This is a genomic window from Cohnella sp. OV330 (assembly GCF_900112065.1).
In the GTDB taxonomy this organism is placed as follows: Bacteria; Bacillota; Bacilli; order Paenibacillales; family Paenibacillaceae; genus Cohnella.
On sequence record NZ_FOKE01000009.1, the window covers coordinates 113,610 to 128,604 of the forward strand.

Consider the following 14,995-nt stretch of genomic DNA (forward strand, 5'->3'; position numbering starts at 1 on the left):
GAACGAGGAGGCTAGGATGATGCGGCGTATATTGATGGTGTGCACCGGGAATACATGCCGGAGTCCGATGGCCGAAGCGCTGCTGCGCGATTGGGCGAAGCGGACGGGCACCGAGATGGAAGTGCGATCTGCCGGGGTGTCGGCCCAATCGGGCATGCCGATCTCGGCGAATGCGGCGGAGACGCTGAAGCGCGGCCATGTCGCGCTGCCCGGCGCTTCGACGAGGCTCGACCGCGGGGACGTAGAGTGGGCGGATCTCATTCTGACGATGACCGCCTCCCACAAGCGCGCGATCGCGGAACGGTATCCGCACGCGGCGCCCAAGACCTATACGCTGAAGGAGTACGCGAGCCAGAGCGAAGCGCTGCTGCCCGACCTGAAGGAGATGGACCGGCTCCATGCGGAATTTCAAGTGGCGCTGGCGCTCGGCAAGCCGTTCCCCGAACAAGACAAGCGGCGTCTGTCCGAGCTGTCGCGGCGCGCGCCCGATCTTGACATCGCGGATCCGTACGGCGGGCCGCTGGCGGTGTACGAGGCTTGCGCGCGGGAGATTCGCGAGGCGATCGAGCGGGCTTTCGGCGGTCGTCAGGCTACTGATTGAAGCATGTATGATTGCGTATATAACCTTATTGAACGGCAAAGCGCCGCTTGCTCCGCGTTACGGAGTGGCGGCGCTATTTTAATGCGAATCCCGCAGCTTCGCGACCTCTTCCTGCGGCAGATCGAGCAGGTCGGCAATCTGGCCCGGCGTAAAGCCTTTGGCTAGCAGCTTGCGCACGCTCTCGGCGCGGCCGGCTTCTATGCCTTTTTCTTTTCCCTTTTCCAGACCTTCCTCGTAGCCCCAGCGCTTCCATGCAGGCATCAATTCCATAACGCGTTCGGCCTCCTCCGGATCGCGAGACTGAAGCTCGCGCAAAATGGACCGGTCCTCTTCGGGTTCGGGCCGGTAGTAGAGATCCGCAATCGACATGACGAGCGCCAGTTTGGCGTCGTCCAGCTTCGGATGCAGCCTCGCCAGCATTCTAAGGTAAGCCAGGCGAAGCTCGCGTCTGTCCTTTTCATTATAACCCATCCGTGACAACAGCGCAGCGGCTACAGGGTTGTCCGATTTGGCGAAGCGCCGCCAATCCAGGCGAGCGAGCTCCAGCTTGCGGTAGCGAAATTCCACGATGCTCTCCTCCTCGAAGCGCATCGAATATCCGCTAGGCTCGTCTCTTGCGCGGCTTCCGGTGAACACGGCCATAGGGACAATCACCTTATAGGTTTTGCGGTGACGTTCCAGCAACCTCGCAAAGTACAGGAACATCCGCTCGCCAAAATTTGCTTGCGCATAGGATTGAGGCTCCAGATGAATAAGGATGAATGCGTTTCTGCCGCGCAAGCGAACCTCAACCAGCAGATCTACCGTGCGTTTTTCGCGTCCAACGACGTCTACCAATAGCTCCTGCATGAGAAAGCGGGTATGGGAGAAGTCGATTAAACGATAAAGCTCGGGAAAAAACAAAGCCATGAATTCGGCGAAAAAAGCTTGCAGCAGCTTTTTGAATGCTTCGTCGTGCGGCGCCATATCGGATCGTCACGCTCCCCCGAAAAAAAGAAAAGCGCCGCAAACTCTCGTATGAGAGCGTGCGACGCATGCTTTGCGACCGTATTCGTGACATCAGTTTAACAGGCGCTCGGCAGCGAAGCAACCCCCGGCATCCATCAAATCTCTTCATTCCAGTCGCGGCCTCGGTCCTCGCCATTCTCCGCTTCGCCGATTCCGTCCGACATCTCGTACTGCTCTTCGTTCGCGGCGTTCTGAATGTCGTCCGAGCTGACGGATAGATACAGATAGCCGTCTTCGCGGCTTTTGCGAAGCGCCTTTTCCTTCATGAACTTCGGGCTGGCATCTCCGGCCTCCTCGTCGTAAACAAGGATGATGCCTTCCGTTTTGCGCAGGAGCAAGTCGTCCCGCGCAGCGAACTGCCAGGGGCCGCTGTAGGGCTGCTTGCTCACCGCGGCGCAGTAGTCGACGTTTTTCAGGATGCCGCGGTAATATTCCTGCTTGTCCTCGCTCCACTTCTCCTCCTGGCCCTCGAATGCCGTCAGGATCGACAGCCGCAGCTGCGGATAATCCTGTTTCAGCGCGATGACCGACTCGCAGGCCCACAGATCGACGCCGTATTGACCGGGCGTGATGACCCATTCGAGACCTTCCTCGATTAAAGGGATCAGTTTGGATTCGATCGCCTTGCGTATATAAGGGATGCCCTTGTGTTTTTGTCCGAAAATGCCGAGCTCGTGCGCGCGGTATCCGGTAATCAGCAGATTGTTCATGCTTGCTCCTTATTGAACCGTTATAAGCATTGATAAGGTTGATTATAGTCTATTTTCGATTGACTTCGGCATTTTCCTTCGCTATGATGTAGCTACAAGTTGCAGTTCCGGTGTAACTGGCGACACAAGTGGGGTTAACCACAGTGGAGCATCGGAATGTCGGCCGGTCGCCTGGGCAGAGAGCAGCGTGCTTTAAGCACGCGTGCTCTTTTTCGTCTTTTTGCGGCAAATTCGGTATAATACATCTGACAATCAAGGGAGGTAGGTACAGTCATGATCATCGCTATCGGCGCCGACCACGCGGGCTATCGTCTCAAGGACGTCATCGTCCCGTTCCTGGAAGCGCAGGGTCACCAGATTATCGATCTCGGATGCAATTGCGCGGATTCGGTGGATTATCCGGATTATGCTGTGCCCGTATGCGACAAAGTCGTCAGCGGAGAAGCGGACAGGGGAATCCTGATCTGCGGTACCGGGATCGGCATGTCGATCGCGGCGAACAAGACGCCGGGCATCCGCTGCGCGCTCGTGCACGACCTGTTCTCGGCCAAGGCTACCCGCGAGCACAACGACACCAACGTGCTGGCGATGGGCGAACGCGTCGTCGGTCCAGGCGTCGCCGAGGAGATCGTCCGCGTCTGGCTGGACACGCCCTTCTCCGAAGGACCGCGCCATGTCGGCCGGCTGAACAAGGTGAAGGCGATCGAAGAGCAGCAGGCACTTCATCCTTGAACGGACCGGGAGGCGCGATGCGACGATGACTGACCAAGACCAAGCGTTGCCCGTGGCGGGCCAAGTCGAAAAGGCGCTGTCCGAGCTGGCCGAAGCCGCGTCTTTGGGCGCTGGACGGATCGTCGTGCTGGGCGTCAGCACGAGCGAGGTGCAAGGCCGCCGGATCGGAACGTCCGGAGCGCCGGCCGTCGCGCGCGAGATCTACGAAGGCGTGCGGCGCGCTCGCGATCGGAACGGCTTCGAGACGGTATGGCAATGCTGCGAGCACCTGAACCGCGCGCTCGTGACCGAGCGAAGCTTAGCCGCCGCCCGAGGCTGGACGATCGTGTCGGCCGTACCGGTGCCCAAGGCCGGCGGCTCCATGGCTGCCTATGCATACAGTCAACTCAACGATCCATGCCTCGTCGAGGCCGTAGCCGTCGACGCGGGACTGGATATCGGCGAGACGCTGATCGGCATGCACCTGCGCCCGGTCGCCGTGCCGGTAAGACCGTCCGCTCGCTGGATCGGCGAGGCGCGGGTCACGATGGCTTATGCGCGGCCGAAGCTGATCGGCGGCGAGCGCGCGGTATACGCGCCGCCGACTACGCAGGCGCCGCCGTCCGGTACGTGCGACTGAGCCATCGTTGGCCGGAAAAAGCCGGCTAACGGCGCGCCCGGCCTCGCGAATGCCAACGCCTTTTCACCCAACTATCCCTTACAAATACAAATAAATCACTTTCCATAATCCTAAGGAGGACCACCCATGACCGCCAATCTGCGCAAGCAAGATCCCGAGATCGTCAAAGCCCTTAACCTCGAGCTCGGCCGCCAACGCGACAACCTGGAGCTGATCGCGTCCGAAAACATCGTGAGCGAAGCCGTCCTCGAAGCCATGGGCACCGTGCTCACGAACAAGTACGCCGAAGGGTACCCGGGCAAGCGTTACTACGGCGGCTGCGAATACGTCGACATTCCCGAGGAGATCGCGCGCAACCGCGCCAAGGAACTGTTCGGCGCCGAGCATGCCAACGTGCAGCCGCACTCCGGCGCGCAGGCGAACCTTGCCGTCTACCTCGCCGCGCTGCAGCCTGGCGACACCGTGCTCGGCATGAACCTGGCGCACGGCGGTCACCTGACGCACGGCAGCCCGGTCAACGCTTCGGGCATCCTGTACAACTTCGTCGCTTACGGCGTTGACGAGCAGACGTTTACGATCAACTACGACGAAGTCCGCAAAGCCGCGTTCAAGCACCGTCCGCGCATGATCGTCGCCGGCGCGAGCGCTTATCCGCGAATCATCGACTTCGAAGTGCTCGGCCAGATCGCCCGCGACGTGGGCGCGCTGTTCATGGTCGACATGGCGCACATCGCCGGTCTCGTGGCGGGCGGCCAGCACCCGAGCCCGGTACCGCACGCGCACTTTGTCACGACGACGACGCACAAGACGCTGCGCGGACCTCGCGGCGGCCTGATCCTGTGCACCAAGCCTTGGGCTGCGGCCATCGACAAAGCCGTATTCCCGGGCACGCAAGGCGGTCCGCTGATGCATACGATCGCGGCCAAGGCCGTTGCGCTCGGCGAAGCGCTGCAGCCGTCCTTCAAGGACTACGCGGCTAACGTCGTGACCAATGCCAAGGCGCTTGCAGAGTCGCTGACCGCAGAAGGCATCAATCTTGTTTCCGGCGGCACGGACAACCACCTCATGCTCGTGGATACCCGCAACCTGAACATCACGGGCAAGGATGCCGAGCACGTGCTCGACTCCGTGGGCATCACCGTCAACAAGAACGCGATCCCGTTCGATCCGACGAGCCCGTTCATCACGAGCGGCATCCGCATCGGCACGCCGGCCGTTACTTCGCGCGGCATGGACGCCGCGGCGATGAAAAAGATCGGCCAAGCGATCGCCATCACGCTGAAGAACGCCAAGGACGAGACCAAGCTGGAAGAGGCGCGCAAACTGGTACGCGAGCTCGCCGCGCAATATCCGCTTTATCAAGGTCTTGAATACTAAGATTCGTCCCGTCCAAGCCTCCTAAAAACAGGTACAGGCGCCCAATTTTGACCTTTCGAGGCCGAATTGGGCGCCGTTTGTTTGACGACTCGGGGCATTCGGTATAAACTAAGTGTACGCTTAATTCCCGGTATCGGCCGGGAAACGGGGGAACCGAATCTTTATGGGGCGAATTGAAGCCTTCACAGGCTTCATAGGGTACCATCTTACCCGAGTCCGTCAGCTAACCTCGTAGGCAGTGGATGGGTCACATCTAATTTATTGAAGCTTGAATGACCCTCGCCGGGTCTTTTGGCGTCTTTACAAGACCCCTCTGTCTGGCTAAGCGTACCGCGCGCGCCTAATGCAGAAGGGGTTTTTCTGTCCTTCCAGGCGTGTCGACTTTAGACCGGGAGAAGGAGGAATTCACGTTGGCCATGCCGGAATTCGCCAGAAACATGGACCAAGACGCTGCCGCTCCTGTTTGCACGACCGCGAATACGTATTATCATAGCCTCATCGATTGGGGCGACGCGAACGATCCGCTCCGCAAGCTGCTGTCCCCATCCCTGCCGGCGGCCGGCGGCAAGGGGATCTGGGGCGCCTCGGACGACGAAGCCGACTATCTGTCCCAAGGCTATCGCCACAAGTTTCGGACGTCCGCCTTCCTGATGCTTCCCGAGACGGAGGCCGAAGAGGGCGTGGCGCCTGCGCTCGAATACGTGGCGGCCCATCCCGAGATCCGGCAGGTGATCCTGGCGGGCGGCGACTGCTTCAGCCTTCCTACGCTCAAGCTGCGCAAGCTGATCCAGAGCCTGCGGGCCATCCCGCATGTCGGGATCATCCGGCTCAGCACGCGCATGCCGGTCATGGAGCCGGCGCGTATCGCGGACGACCTGGGCCTGCTGCGGCTGGTCCACGAATTTTCCACGCCCTCGAAGCCGCTTTATCTGATGGCGCATATCCACCATCCGAGGGAGATGACGGACCAAGCGATCCGGGCGTTTCGCTCGCTCGGCGACGCCGGGGCAGTCATCGTGAACCGGACGCCGATCCTGGGCGGGATCAACGACGCGCCGGAGCTGCTGGGCGAGCTGCTGGAGCGCCTCGAGCTTGCGGGCGTGACGCCTTATTACTTTTTCGTAGATCGTCCGAGCGAGGCGAGCGCCGAGTTTGCGGTGCCGCTGGCCAAGGCATATCGGCTGGTCGAGGCAGCCAAGCTGACGACGGCGGGACTCGGGCGGCGGGCGCGCCTCGCGATCAATCACGAGGCGGGCTTCACCGAGGTGCTGGCCGTCGAGGGCGGCAAGGCCTACCTGAAGTTCCATGCGTCGCCCGATGACGATGCAGGCAAGTTCATCACGGCGGACTGCCCCGAAGACGCGCTGTGGCTGACCGAACTGCCGGGCAGCGAATCGAAGATCGGGGCGCTGCGGATCGATTGGACAGACTCCGAAGATTACGGGCTCCACACTTCTTACGTCAAGCGGCCTTATCAGATCGGGGACTGACCGACAGCTTTTCGCGCCATACATTCGGCTTTGCCTTTCGAGGCGGGCCGGATGTATATTTATTTTACGGATAACCGCACGTCTCCGGGGAAATGTTGAAACGGTCGGCCTGCGTCCGCGTACTACATTACATAGCCGCGAACGAGCGGACAAGAGGAGGATTCGTGTAAATGTCTATTTTCAAACGGTTGCGCGATCTCACGCTGTCGAACGTATATGCCCTGATCGAAAAGGCGGAAGACCCGGTCAAAATGACCGATCAATATCTGCGCGACATGGCTGAGGATCTTGAGGACGCCGAGAAGGCGGTCGCAGCACAGATCGCGATCGAAAAACGCTTCAAGCAGTTGTACGAGGAGCAGTCGGCGCTCGTCGCCAAACGCGAGGAGCAGGCGAATATCGCGGCACAGGCCAAGAATATCGACCTGGCCCGTCGCGCGCTCGAAGAGAAGAAAGCTGCGGAGATCAAGGTCGGCGAGTACAAAGCCAGCTACGAGCAGAACAAGCAAGCCGCGGACAATCTCCGTCTGAAGCTCGACGAGATGCGCAAGCAGTTTACCGAGCTGAAAAACCGACGCGAGACGCTGGTCGCCCGCGCCAACGCGGCGAAGGCGCAAGCCGGCATCAACAAGGCGATGGCTGGCTTCGGCACCGACACCGCGATGTCCGGTCTCAGCCGGATGGAAGATAAGGTTCGCCAAATGGAGGCCCATGCGGAGGCAACCGAAGAGCTCAGCCAGTCCAAGGGCAAATCGCTGGATGACGAGTTCGCGACGCTCGGCAAGGACAAAGCCGTCGAGGACGAATTGGCGGCATTGATGAAAAAGTACGAAAGCTAAGGCGATCGAAGAGGACTCCCCCGCGGGGTCCTTTTTTCAAACGCCTATCTAAGCTAAAATAAGGAAAGAGTTCCATGGCGCGTCCGAAACGGAGCGCTTCGGGCGGATTAATTCCGCGCAGTTGGTGCGCAACCGCCCGGTTTTATCCGCGGGAGGAGAGACGTTAACAGTGACGATTGAAAACGTGGTCGGCACGCTGCTGTGGACGGCGGCGGGCGCGGTGCTTCTGTTCATTCTCATGGGCATCGACGCTTATTTTACCAAGTACAAGGATATGGCCGAGATGAAGCGGGGCAATACGGCGGTAGCCATCCGCTTCGTATTGAAGCTTGTGGCGCAGGGGTATATTCTTTCCCGCTCGATCGTGACGTCCGACGATCTCGGAGAGGCGCTGCTCGTTTCCTTCATTTCGTTCGTGATTCTGTTCGTGCTCGAGTGGATCGTCGAACTGGCGTTCCGGAAGATCGGGGACTTGCGCTTGGACGAAGGCGTGCGGGACGGCATCGTAGGGCACGGCCTGATCGCGGGCTCCCTGCATCTGGTCGGTGCGATGATCATCGGCTCGTGCCTGTAAGGCTGCGGGAGAGGAGGACAAGAGATGAGCCTGTTCAAACGGGTTAAAAATATTTTGAAAAAAGCCGAGCCGCTTCCGCAGGAGCGAAGCGTGCTGACGATGGGCCCAGGGGACGTATGCGAGGTGTCCCTTGTCACTTACCAGGTGACCGGGCGCACGAAGCCGACCGCCCGCAACGACGTGTGGCTGACGCTTCGGGACGGCGCGGACGTCCGCTACTTGAACATCGAGCAGCGGCTCGATATGTCATATTCCTTATTTAACACGATTGACGGGCGTCTCGATTCGATGGACGAAGTCCCGGCGCATATCGAGCTGGACGGCATCGATTACCACCTGGAAGACCAGTACAGCACGCGGATCGTCGAGGCGGGCAGCACGCCCTTTACCTCGGCCGGAGGCGAGCTTTACGTGTGGCGTTTCCAATCGGACGGGCGCAAGCTGCTCCGGATCGAGTGGCAGGACGGGCGCTTCATGCTGTATGAAGGCGAGAGCGTGCTGCCCGGCGACGTCGAGTGGCTGAGAGGAAGCGGACAATGAGCCGTCCGTCGCGCAGGCGATCCGGCCGCGGATGGCTGCGTTCTTCCATTCATCTGACCGTGATGCTGGCGCTCGTGGCGACGCTGCTTTCCGCTTGCGGTTCGAGCGTTAACGTTAAGGAAACATATCCGCTCGAATCGGTCAGCGGCAGTGGCAGTCAGACCTCGTACGTCTACAGGGCGGCGGGAGAGACGGTTCAGGAGGTCGCGACGGCGCTCGAAGCCAAGAAGAAGCCCGAGCAGGTGTCCAAGGACGATCCTGATCATATGTTCCTCGTCTATTCGGATCAGATCATTCACGTGCAAAAGGATCCGAACAAGCCGGAGGACAGCCTGGTCGAGGTCGACTCCAAGGAGTACGTGCGGCAGAATTACAGTCCCTCATTCTTGGAGGGCTACCTGCTCGCGAGCCTTATCGGCAATCTGTTCGATTCGTCGAGAGGCGGCTATTACGGCGACTACCGCGGCTACGGCAGCCAGAAGTCGTATCCGCCGACCACCGGCACCTACCGCACGCCGACGGTCAGCGACCAGAAGGTCGCGCCGCCTCTTACGGTGGACAAAAAAGGATCGATCTTCAAGCGCGGCAGCAAGTCCGGCTCCAGCGGCAGCGTAGGCTCCGACGGACTGTTCGGCAAGAAAAAAACGACGACGGGCAGCATTACCCGCGACGGCACGAGCGGCTCCGGCGGCAAGTCCGGCTCGAGCTTCAAGCCGCGCAAGACGACGAAGCCGCGAACGAGCTTCGGCGGTTCGGGGCGCATCAGGCGACGATGACGTTAACACAAACTATATTGGCGTGAAGCACATGCCGCTTGCCTTCCTCATCTACGGATGACGGGAGCGGGCGGCGTTTTTGTTTTTATTCAGCGCGCTGGGGAGACGAGCGGAGATGAATTTAGAGACGACTTTTGATTTGGTAAGATTTAAGTCCGATCCTCTATACAAACAAGGAGACCGGGAGATTAACCGACAATTTGAAAAGGCGTTCGCCTTATGGTGGACTGCGACGCTTCGCAATGCCAAGGGAGTTCGGCTTAAGCGGCTCAAGTGCGGCCTGACATATGCCTCTATGTATTTTCTGCGTTTCACATGGTTCGCCGCATTCGGCAGTCTAAAGGGACTTGTACCGGAGTATGAAGTTAAGGATTACAAGGACGGGTTCCGGTACATAGATTTCGTTTTCTTCACGAATGCGCACCGCGTAGCGATTGAGGTGGACGGCCGCACGTCGCATCGCTTAAACGCCACGCCGGTCGAATACGAGGATGAGCTCATGCGTCAGAATCATCTCGTCATCGACGGCTGGTCTGTAATCAGACTGGCATTTTTATCGATTCGCGACAAGCCTCGGCAGTGTCAGCAGGTTCTGCAGCAGATGTTGGGGAAATTGAATGCCGAAGTCGGGGAACGCTTGGAGCTGACAATCACCGAGCGAGTGATACTTGATTATGCGTCTCGTTCTTCGGAGCCCTTGGAGCCCTATGAACTACGCGGAGTACTGGGGCTACACCGTAATACGATATCAAAATACATCGCGTCTCTCGTTGAAAAAGGATTGATCGTTCCTGCGAGCATGGATCATAAGCGTAGGTATCGCTACCTGATTAGCGCAAGGAAATAATAAAGACACCCGCCGTGGTGCACAAGAAATGTGCATGGAGGCTGCGGGAAGCGGTGCGTCGCGGTCGGCGGGGGCGATGGTGCACAAGAAATGTGCATGGAGGCTGCGGGAAGCGGTGTGTCGCGGTCGGCGGAGGCGATGGTGCACAAGAAATGTGCATGGAGGCTGCGGGAAGCGGTGCGTCGCGGTCGGCGGGGGCGATGGTGCACAAGAAATGTGCATGGAGGCTGCGGGAAGCGGTGCGTCGCGGTCGGCGGAGGCGATGGTGCACGAAAAATGTGTATGGAGGCTGCGGCATGTATGCGCCAGTGGCGACAAATTAAAACCGACGCGATACCTGGTCGCGTCGGCTTTCCCAATGGCGATATGTCAGCGATGTCCGTAGTAGCCCCGCTCGTACGCCTTCGCGACGAGATCGGTTTTGCCGTCGAGACGGCGCAGCGCGTCTATTGCCCAATAAGGGTTGCGAAGCATGGCGCGGCCGATCATGGCAAGATCGGCGTCGCCGGATGCGACGATATGCTCGGCAAGCTCGGGATCGTCCAGCATGCCGACGGCGCTGACAGGGACGCCAAGCGCGTCCTTCAGGGCACGCGCGAAAGGAACTTGGTAGCCCGGATAGTTGCCGGGCTTCCCTTTCACCGCCGGACCGCCCTCTCCGCCGGTGGAGACGTCGAACATGTCGACGCCGGCATCGCGGTATGCGCGGGCGATATCGAGCATGTGCTCGAGACCGTAGCCGTATTCGGCATATTCGACCGCGGATACGCGCATGAGGAGGGGCATATCGGGGGGCAGGACGGCCTTGACGGCCTTGATGACCTCGACGCCGAATTTGGCTTTGTCGCGTCCGAATTCGTCGTCCCGCTTGTTGATGCCCGGCGAGTGGAATTGATGGATCAGGTAGCCGTGAGCGCCATGCAGCTGGATCGTGTCGAAGCCGGCTTGAACCGCGCGGGCTGCGGTATCGGCGAACTTGCCGACCAGCGCCCACGCTTCTTCGGTGCTGAGCGCGCGGGGCTGCTTGGCCGTATCGTCGAAAGGCTCGGTCCAAGGGCCGACCGGCGGCTCGGCGTCCAACGCTTTGCGTCCCGCATGCGCGATCTGGACGCCGATCTTGGCACCGTGCTTATGGACTTCGTCAACGATGCGCCGATAAGCGGGGATCTGCTCATCCGACCACAGGCCGAGGTCCCGATTCGAGATGCGGCCGTCCGGCTCGACATCCGTCATCTCGACGAGGATAAGTCCGGCGCCGCCGACGGCGCGGGAGACGTAGTGAACGAAGTGCCAATCGTTAGGGGCGCCGTCCTCGGCTTCGACGGAGTATTGGCACATCGGGCTCATGGCGACGCGGTTGCGGAGCGTCAGCCCTTTTAACGTAAAAGGGGATCCAAGCTGGCTCATCGACTTCACTCGCTTTCCTGGTAACTGTATACGAATTAGTATCAGTTGTTATTGTACCCGGATAAATATAGTTGTGCAACCAGATAACTCGGATAAACAGAACGCGCCTCACGGCTCTGCTTTTGACTGCGCGACTGCCGCGCGCCGTAGACGCTTGCGGAGCAGCACCCATACCAGCAGGGGGGAACTGCCGAACACGAACAGGAGCACGCGGATGAGCACGGGATTGGCACTAAGGGAAACGCAAACGATAAACGTCAGCGCGCCGACGAAACGCCCGGCATTCAGCGCCAGCTCGCGAAGGATGACGCGTTCCTCCCGCTGCTTGACGTCAGCTTCGTTGCCCCCGATCTGGTCGAACACGACCGACACGGAAGGGATGGAGAAAAGCGGCACGAAGACGGCGGTGCCCAAACCGAATATAAGCAGCTCTGAATAGCCTGTCCCCCACAATAGCGGAACGATAAACAAAGTCATCATCAGCGCGCCGGCGAGCATGCCCCAGAACCGCCTGTTCGGCTTCAGCAGCCTGCCCGCGACCCAAAAGCTGAACAACGCTGCGGCGGACGTATAGAGCGAGAAGCTCCCGAGCTTCATCTCGCTGCCGGTGGACGTATAGACGAGCAGGGCAATGACGAATCCGAAGATGCCTTCCCGCAGCCCCTGCGCAACCATCGCGCCCGCGATGGCTCGCCATGGGTTGCCTTTTCGAAGCAGGCTCCCTAGCCCGAGGCGCCAGTCGTACCGTCCGGACGGCTCCCGCTTGTGAAGGCCGAATGTGAGCGCGGCGCCTGCGACGAAAATGGCCAGGGAGATCGCGAAAATGAGACGATAGCCCGCATTGCCGCCGCTGCTCGATATGAGCAGGCCGGAGAGCCAAGGCGCCAGCATGCCGGACAACGAGCCGAGCAGCCCGGCCCAGCCGTTGAAACGGTCGCGATTGCCGGGTCCGGTGATCTCGAAGTAGACGATGTTGAACGACAGCCAGAACAAACCGGAGGAGATGCCCTGAACGAGCCCCAGGATAGGCACTGCATCCGCGGCGCGCGTTCCGAAAGCGAGCACCAGGCCGTAAAATGCGGCTGCCGCGATAACGCCCCCGCGCAGCGCGTTCATCTTGTTGCCTTCCTTGACCCACTTTCCGGCCAGCCAGAAGGTGAGGGACATCGAGAGCTGGTGCACGACGGCAAACCATCCGAGAAGCGCGTAGTCGTGTTTGATTTTCCAAATGTAAATGTTGACGAAAGTGGCGGATAACGCATTTCCGCACGTGAACAATGCATTCACGGCGAGCAGCAGCAAGGCTTGACGGTCGAGTTTTGTCGTTTTAGTCGCCCGCGGCTCGTCCTCTGAACGCCCGACATCCGTAAATTCGCGTCCCCGCTCGTGTCCTATTAGCGGAAAACGAGAGGATTTTGAAGAAGTACCCGGCATGCCGACCTCCTGAAGTCGCGCTGGAATTCAATGCCCGAACCGGGCGCAGTTTGATTAGGATGGTCGCGGCGGGGGAAAATCATGAATGAAAAAAATCCCGTCCCTCGTCGAGGGCGGGATCGAAGCGGAAAATCAAATGAGCAGCGTAATGACGAGCAGTTCGTACAGCACGAGCGTCAAGATCGAATTCGCGGCGAACGGGCCGAAAAAGCGGGCATCCATGGCGCTGGGCGCAACGGCCAGATGAAGGTGGCAGCCGTCGACGCCGACGACCGTTCCCTCGTAAGTGTGGCCGTCGATCGTCTTTACGCGCACGTTTCGGTTGTGGTGGGCGCCGCAGACGTCGGACAGCTTTTGCCGGATTTGCTTCGCGCCTGCGACCCAATCCTGGTCGGCCTCGTAGATCGGCGCGTTGGCGTCTATGGATTTATTTTTCGAAGTCATGGTCAATCCTCCCTGGGCTTTGTGTCATCAGCCTATGCGGAGGAAGGCCCAATGGTGACGAATGCCTAGACGGAGGGGCGACGCCGCCTCAGTCCGCGCTGCTGCCGACGGACATCACGGCGCGGTGCCGTTCTCTTTTTTGTTGTAGACGCCGCTGCCGACGCCTTCCTTCAGCTTCTCGTAAACCGTCTTGCCATCCTCGTCTTTGACCGCCCCGAATGCGGTGTTCGCGTACGTGAACACGGTCTCGCGAGTGGCGGCCTTGGTTTTGCTGATCCCTTTGGCGGAAGTAGCGTCCAGGATCCCCTTTTCCAACGCGGCTTTGACGTAAGCGGACGCCCAATCCGTCGTTGACGAATCCGGCTTGATGCCCAGGAACTTGCAAAGCAGGGCCACGGCTTCGGCCGACGTGACGTTTCCGTTCGGATTGAACTTGCCGTTGCCTGTGCCAAGGGTGTAGCCGTTGTCTTCGATCAGGGTCTTGGCCGCGGAAATGTAGCCGCTGTACCAGGAACCCGGCGCTACGTCGGTAAAGGTGGACGTTTGAACGGGCGGTTTGGCCTCGGATTCTAAGCCGAATGCGCGAACCATGATAATGGCTAACTGGGCTCTCGTGATGTTGTCGCCCAGATTGAGGTTGCCCTTCTGGTCGCCGGAGATGATGCCTGCGTCGATAAGCGCCTTAAGCTTGTCTTCGGCCGCAGAGCCTGCTGCAGTTGCGGAGCTGCCGAGCGCAGCTAGCAAGACCGCGCCTGCCGCCAGCGCTGATAATGCCTTCTTTGTCTTTTTCAAATGAATACGCCTCCCTTATACTTTCTGATATCATTATCGGCGGGCCGCGGCGATCGTTACAGAGGGATTTGAGCGGATAGGCGCGCGCTGGAAGCGTTGGCGACGCATGGATGCGCCGCGGGGGAGACAATGATATAATGGACGGGCATCTGAACGGACAAAGGAGAGGAACACCATGGGGCGATTGCAGGTTTGCGACCACCCGCTGATTCAGCATAAAGTCACTTTTCTGCGCGATAAAAAGACGGAAACCAAACAATTCCGGGAGCTTGTGGACGAGATCTCCACGCTGATGGCGTACGAAGCCACGCGGGATTTTCCGCTCACGACGGCGAAGGTACAGACCCCGGTCGTCGAAGCCGAGGGCAAGATCATCGCGGGCCGAATGGTAGGCCTGATCCCGATCCTCCGCGCAGGCCTAGGCATGGTCGACGGCGTCCTGAAGCTGCTGCCTTCCGCCCGCGTGGGCCATATCGGGCTCTATCGGGACGAGGAGACGCTCCAGCCGGTCGAGTACTACGTCAGCTTGCCGACCGACGTGACCGAGCGCGAGCTCATCGTGCTCGATCCGATGCTCGCGACGGGCGGCTCGGCCAACGCGGCGATCTCGATCCTGAAGCAGCGCGGCTGCAAGCCGACCAAGCTGATGTGTCTCATCGCGGCGCCGGAGGGCGTTAAGGCCGTCCAGGAAGCGCACCCGGAGATCGATATTTTCGTCGCGGCTTTGGACTCGCATCTCAACGAACACGGATACATAGTGCCGGGTCTCGGCGATGCCGGCGACCGGCTGTACGGAACCAAATAA

General features: G+C 59.9%; 17 protein-coding genes and 2 riboswitches. Of the genes, 11 read left to right on the forward strand and 6 right to left on the reverse strand.

Translation table 11 applies throughout. The features are described from left to right. Window positions 1-19 precede the first annotated feature (19 nt). Window positions 20-601, forward strand: coding sequence for a low molecular weight protein arginine phosphatase (locus BM235_RS20765; RefSeq protein ID WP_090116153.1), 582 nt, complete (start codon window positions 20-22; stop codon window positions 599-601). A gap of 78 nt (window positions 602-679) precedes the next feature. On the opposite strand, the gene BM235_RS20770 is transcribed toward BM235_RS20765, so the two are convergent. After that, window positions 680-1,567, reverse strand: a complete 888-nt coding sequence (locus BM235_RS20770) for an Rpn family recombination-promoting nuclease/putative transposase (protein WP_090116154.1) — start codon at window positions 1,565-1,567, stop codon at window positions 680-682. Between the two features lie 137 nt (window positions 1,568-1,704). Further along, window positions 1,705-2,319 (reverse strand): SLOG family protein, encoded by a 615-nt coding sequence (locus BM235_RS20775; protein WP_090116155.1) that lies wholly within the window; start codon window positions 2,317-2,319, stop codon window positions 1,705-1,707. A 102-nt stretch (window positions 2,320-2,421) separates the two neighbouring features. Then, window positions 2,422-2,503, forward strand: a riboswitch (ZMP/ZTP riboswitch). An 89-nt stretch (window positions 2,504-2,592) separates the two neighbouring features. Here BM235_RS20775 and rpiB point away from each other — a divergent pair. From rpiB to BM235_RS20820, 9 genes are all read left to right on the forward strand, one after another. Next, complete coding sequence (gene rpiB, locus BM235_RS20780) at window positions 2,593-3,051, forward strand: ribose 5-phosphate isomerase B (protein ID WP_090116156.1); 459 nt, start codon at window positions 2,593-2,595, stop codon at window positions 3,049-3,051. A gap of 25 nt (window positions 3,052-3,076) precedes the next feature. Next, a complete protein-coding gene (locus BM235_RS20785; RefSeq protein WP_090116157.1) occupies window positions 3,077-3,670 on the forward strand; it encodes a TIGR01440 family protein in 594 nt (197 codons plus the stop codon). A gap of 126 nt (window positions 3,671-3,796) precedes the next feature. After that, window positions 3,797-5,047, forward strand: a complete 1,251-nt coding sequence (gene glyA / locus BM235_RS20790; RefSeq protein ID WP_090116158.1) for a serine hydroxymethyltransferase — start codon at window positions 3,797-3,799, stop codon at window positions 5,045-5,047. 107 nt (window positions 5,048-5,154) lie between these two features. Then, window positions 5,155-5,300: riboswitch (cyclic di-AMP (ydaO/yuaA leader) on the forward strand. A 163-nt stretch (window positions 5,301-5,463) separates the two neighbouring features. Beyond that, window positions 5,464-6,537 (forward strand): KamA family radical SAM protein, encoded by a 1,074-nt coding sequence (locus tag BM235_RS20795; protein ID WP_369803536.1) that lies wholly within the window; start codon window positions 5,464-5,466, stop codon window positions 6,535-6,537. A 170-nt stretch (window positions 6,538-6,707) separates the two neighbouring features. After that, window positions 6,708-7,376: a PspA/IM30 family protein gene (locus BM235_RS20800; RefSeq protein ID WP_090116160.1), complete on the forward strand. Its 669-nt coding sequence runs from the start codon at window positions 6,708-6,710 to the stop codon at window positions 7,374-7,376. Window positions 7,377-7,545: 169 nt separating this feature from the next. Beyond that, window positions 7,546-7,950: a DUF350 domain-containing protein gene (locus BM235_RS20805; protein ID WP_090116161.1), complete on the forward strand. Its 405-nt coding sequence runs from the start codon at window positions 7,546-7,548 to the stop codon at window positions 7,948-7,950. 24 nt (window positions 7,951-7,974) lie between these two features. Beyond that, entirely contained in the window at window positions 7,975-8,490 is a 516-nt protein-coding gene (locus BM235_RS20810; protein ID WP_090116162.1) for a DUF4178 domain-containing protein, read from the forward strand. Further along, window positions 8,487-9,266 carry a DUF4247 domain-containing protein gene (locus tag BM235_RS20815; RefSeq protein ID WP_090116163.1) on the forward strand — a complete coding sequence of 260 codons (780 nt, stop codon included), beginning with the start codon at window positions 8,487-8,489 and terminating at the stop codon, window positions 9,264-9,266. The genes BM235_RS20810 and BM235_RS20815 overlap by 4 nt, the downstream gene beginning before the upstream one ends. A gap of 115 nt (window positions 9,267-9,381) precedes the next feature. After that, window positions 9,382-10,113, forward strand: coding sequence for a helix-turn-helix domain-containing protein (locus BM235_RS20820; RefSeq protein ID WP_090116164.1), 732 nt, complete (start codon window positions 9,382-9,384; stop codon window positions 10,111-10,113). A 369-nt stretch (window positions 10,114-10,482) separates the two neighbouring features. On the opposite strand, the gene BM235_RS20825 is transcribed toward BM235_RS20820, so the two are convergent. From BM235_RS20825 to BM235_RS20840, 4 genes are all read right to left on the reverse strand, one after another. Next, window positions 10,483-11,520: an NADH:flavin oxidoreductase/NADH oxidase gene (locus BM235_RS20825; RefSeq protein WP_090116165.1), complete on the reverse strand. Its 1,038-nt coding sequence runs from the start codon at window positions 11,518-11,520 to the stop codon at window positions 10,483-10,485. A gap of 108 nt (window positions 11,521-11,628) precedes the next feature. Continuing rightward, on the reverse strand, window positions 11,629-12,954 hold the full coding sequence (locus tag BM235_RS20830) for an MFS transporter (protein ID WP_090116166.1): 1,326 nt from the start codon (window positions 12,952-12,954) through the stop codon (window positions 11,629-11,631). 132 nt (window positions 12,955-13,086) lie between these two features. Then, window positions 13,087-13,398, reverse strand: a complete 312-nt coding sequence (locus tag BM235_RS20835) for an LSm family protein (protein WP_090116167.1) — start codon at window positions 13,396-13,398, stop codon at window positions 13,087-13,089. A 114-nt stretch (window positions 13,399-13,512) separates the two neighbouring features. After that, window positions 13,513-14,190, reverse strand: coding sequence for an S-layer homology domain-containing protein (locus BM235_RS20840; protein WP_090116168.1), 678 nt, complete (start codon window positions 14,188-14,190; stop codon window positions 13,513-13,515). Between the two features lie 175 nt (window positions 14,191-14,365). On the opposite strand from BM235_RS20840, the gene upp reads away from it, so the two are divergent. Further along, window positions 14,366-14,995 (forward strand): uracil phosphoribosyltransferase, encoded by a 630-nt coding sequence (gene upp / locus BM235_RS20845; protein WP_090116169.1) that lies wholly within the window; start codon window positions 14,366-14,368, stop codon window positions 14,993-14,995.

Coding starts and splice junctions, on each gene's coding strand:
- BM235_RS20765 (WP_090116153.1), top strand. CDS start 20: ATGCGGCGTATATTGATGGTGTGCACCGGGAATACATGCCGGAGTCCG.
- BM235_RS20800 (WP_090116160.1), top strand. CDS start 6,708: ATGTCTATTTTCAAACGGTTGCGCGATCTCACGCTGTCGAACGTATAT.
- BM235_RS20815 (WP_090116163.1), top strand. CDS start 8,487: ATGAGCCGTCCGTCGCGCAGGCGATCCGGCCGCGGATGGCTGCGTTCT.
- upp (WP_090116169.1), top strand. CDS start 14,366: ATGGGGCGATTGCAGGTTTGCGACCACCCGCTGATTCAGCATAAAGTC.
- BM235_RS20825 (WP_090116165.1), bottom strand. CDS start 11,520: ATGAGCCAGCTTGGATCCCCTTTTACGTTAAAAGGGCTGACGCTCCGC.
- BM235_RS20775 (WP_090116155.1), bottom strand. CDS start 2,319: ATGAACAATCTGCTGATTACCGGATACCGCGCGCACGAGCTCGGCATT.
- BM235_RS20795 (WP_369803536.1), top strand. CDS start 5,464: ATGCCGGAATTCGCCAGAAACATGGACCAAGACGCTGCCGCTCCTGTT.
- BM235_RS20830 (WP_090116166.1), bottom strand. CDS start 12,954: ATGCCGGGTACTTCTTCAAAATCCTCTCGTTTTCCGCTAATAGGACAC.
- BM235_RS20785 (WP_090116157.1), top strand. CDS start 3,077: ATGACTGACCAAGACCAAGCGTTGCCCGTGGCGGGCCAAGTCGAAAAG.
- rpiB (WP_090116156.1), top strand. CDS start 2,593: ATGATCATCGCTATCGGCGCCGACCACGCGGGCTATCGTCTCAAGGAC.
- BM235_RS20835 (WP_090116167.1), bottom strand. CDS start 13,398: ATGACTTCGAAAAATAAATCCATAGACGCCAACGCGCCGATCTACGAG.
- glyA (WP_090116158.1), top strand. CDS start 3,797: ATGACCGCCAATCTGCGCAAGCAAGATCCCGAGATCGTCAAAGCCCTT.
- BM235_RS20770 (WP_090116154.1), bottom strand. CDS start 1,567: ATGGCGCCGCACGACGAAGCATTCAAAAAGCTGCTGCAAGCTTTTTTC.
- BM235_RS20820 (WP_090116164.1), top strand. CDS start 9,382: ATGAATTTAGAGACGACTTTTGATTTGGTAAGATTTAAGTCCGATCCT.
- BM235_RS20810 (WP_090116162.1), top strand. CDS start 7,975: ATGAGCCTGTTCAAACGGGTTAAAAATATTTTGAAAAAAGCCGAGCCG.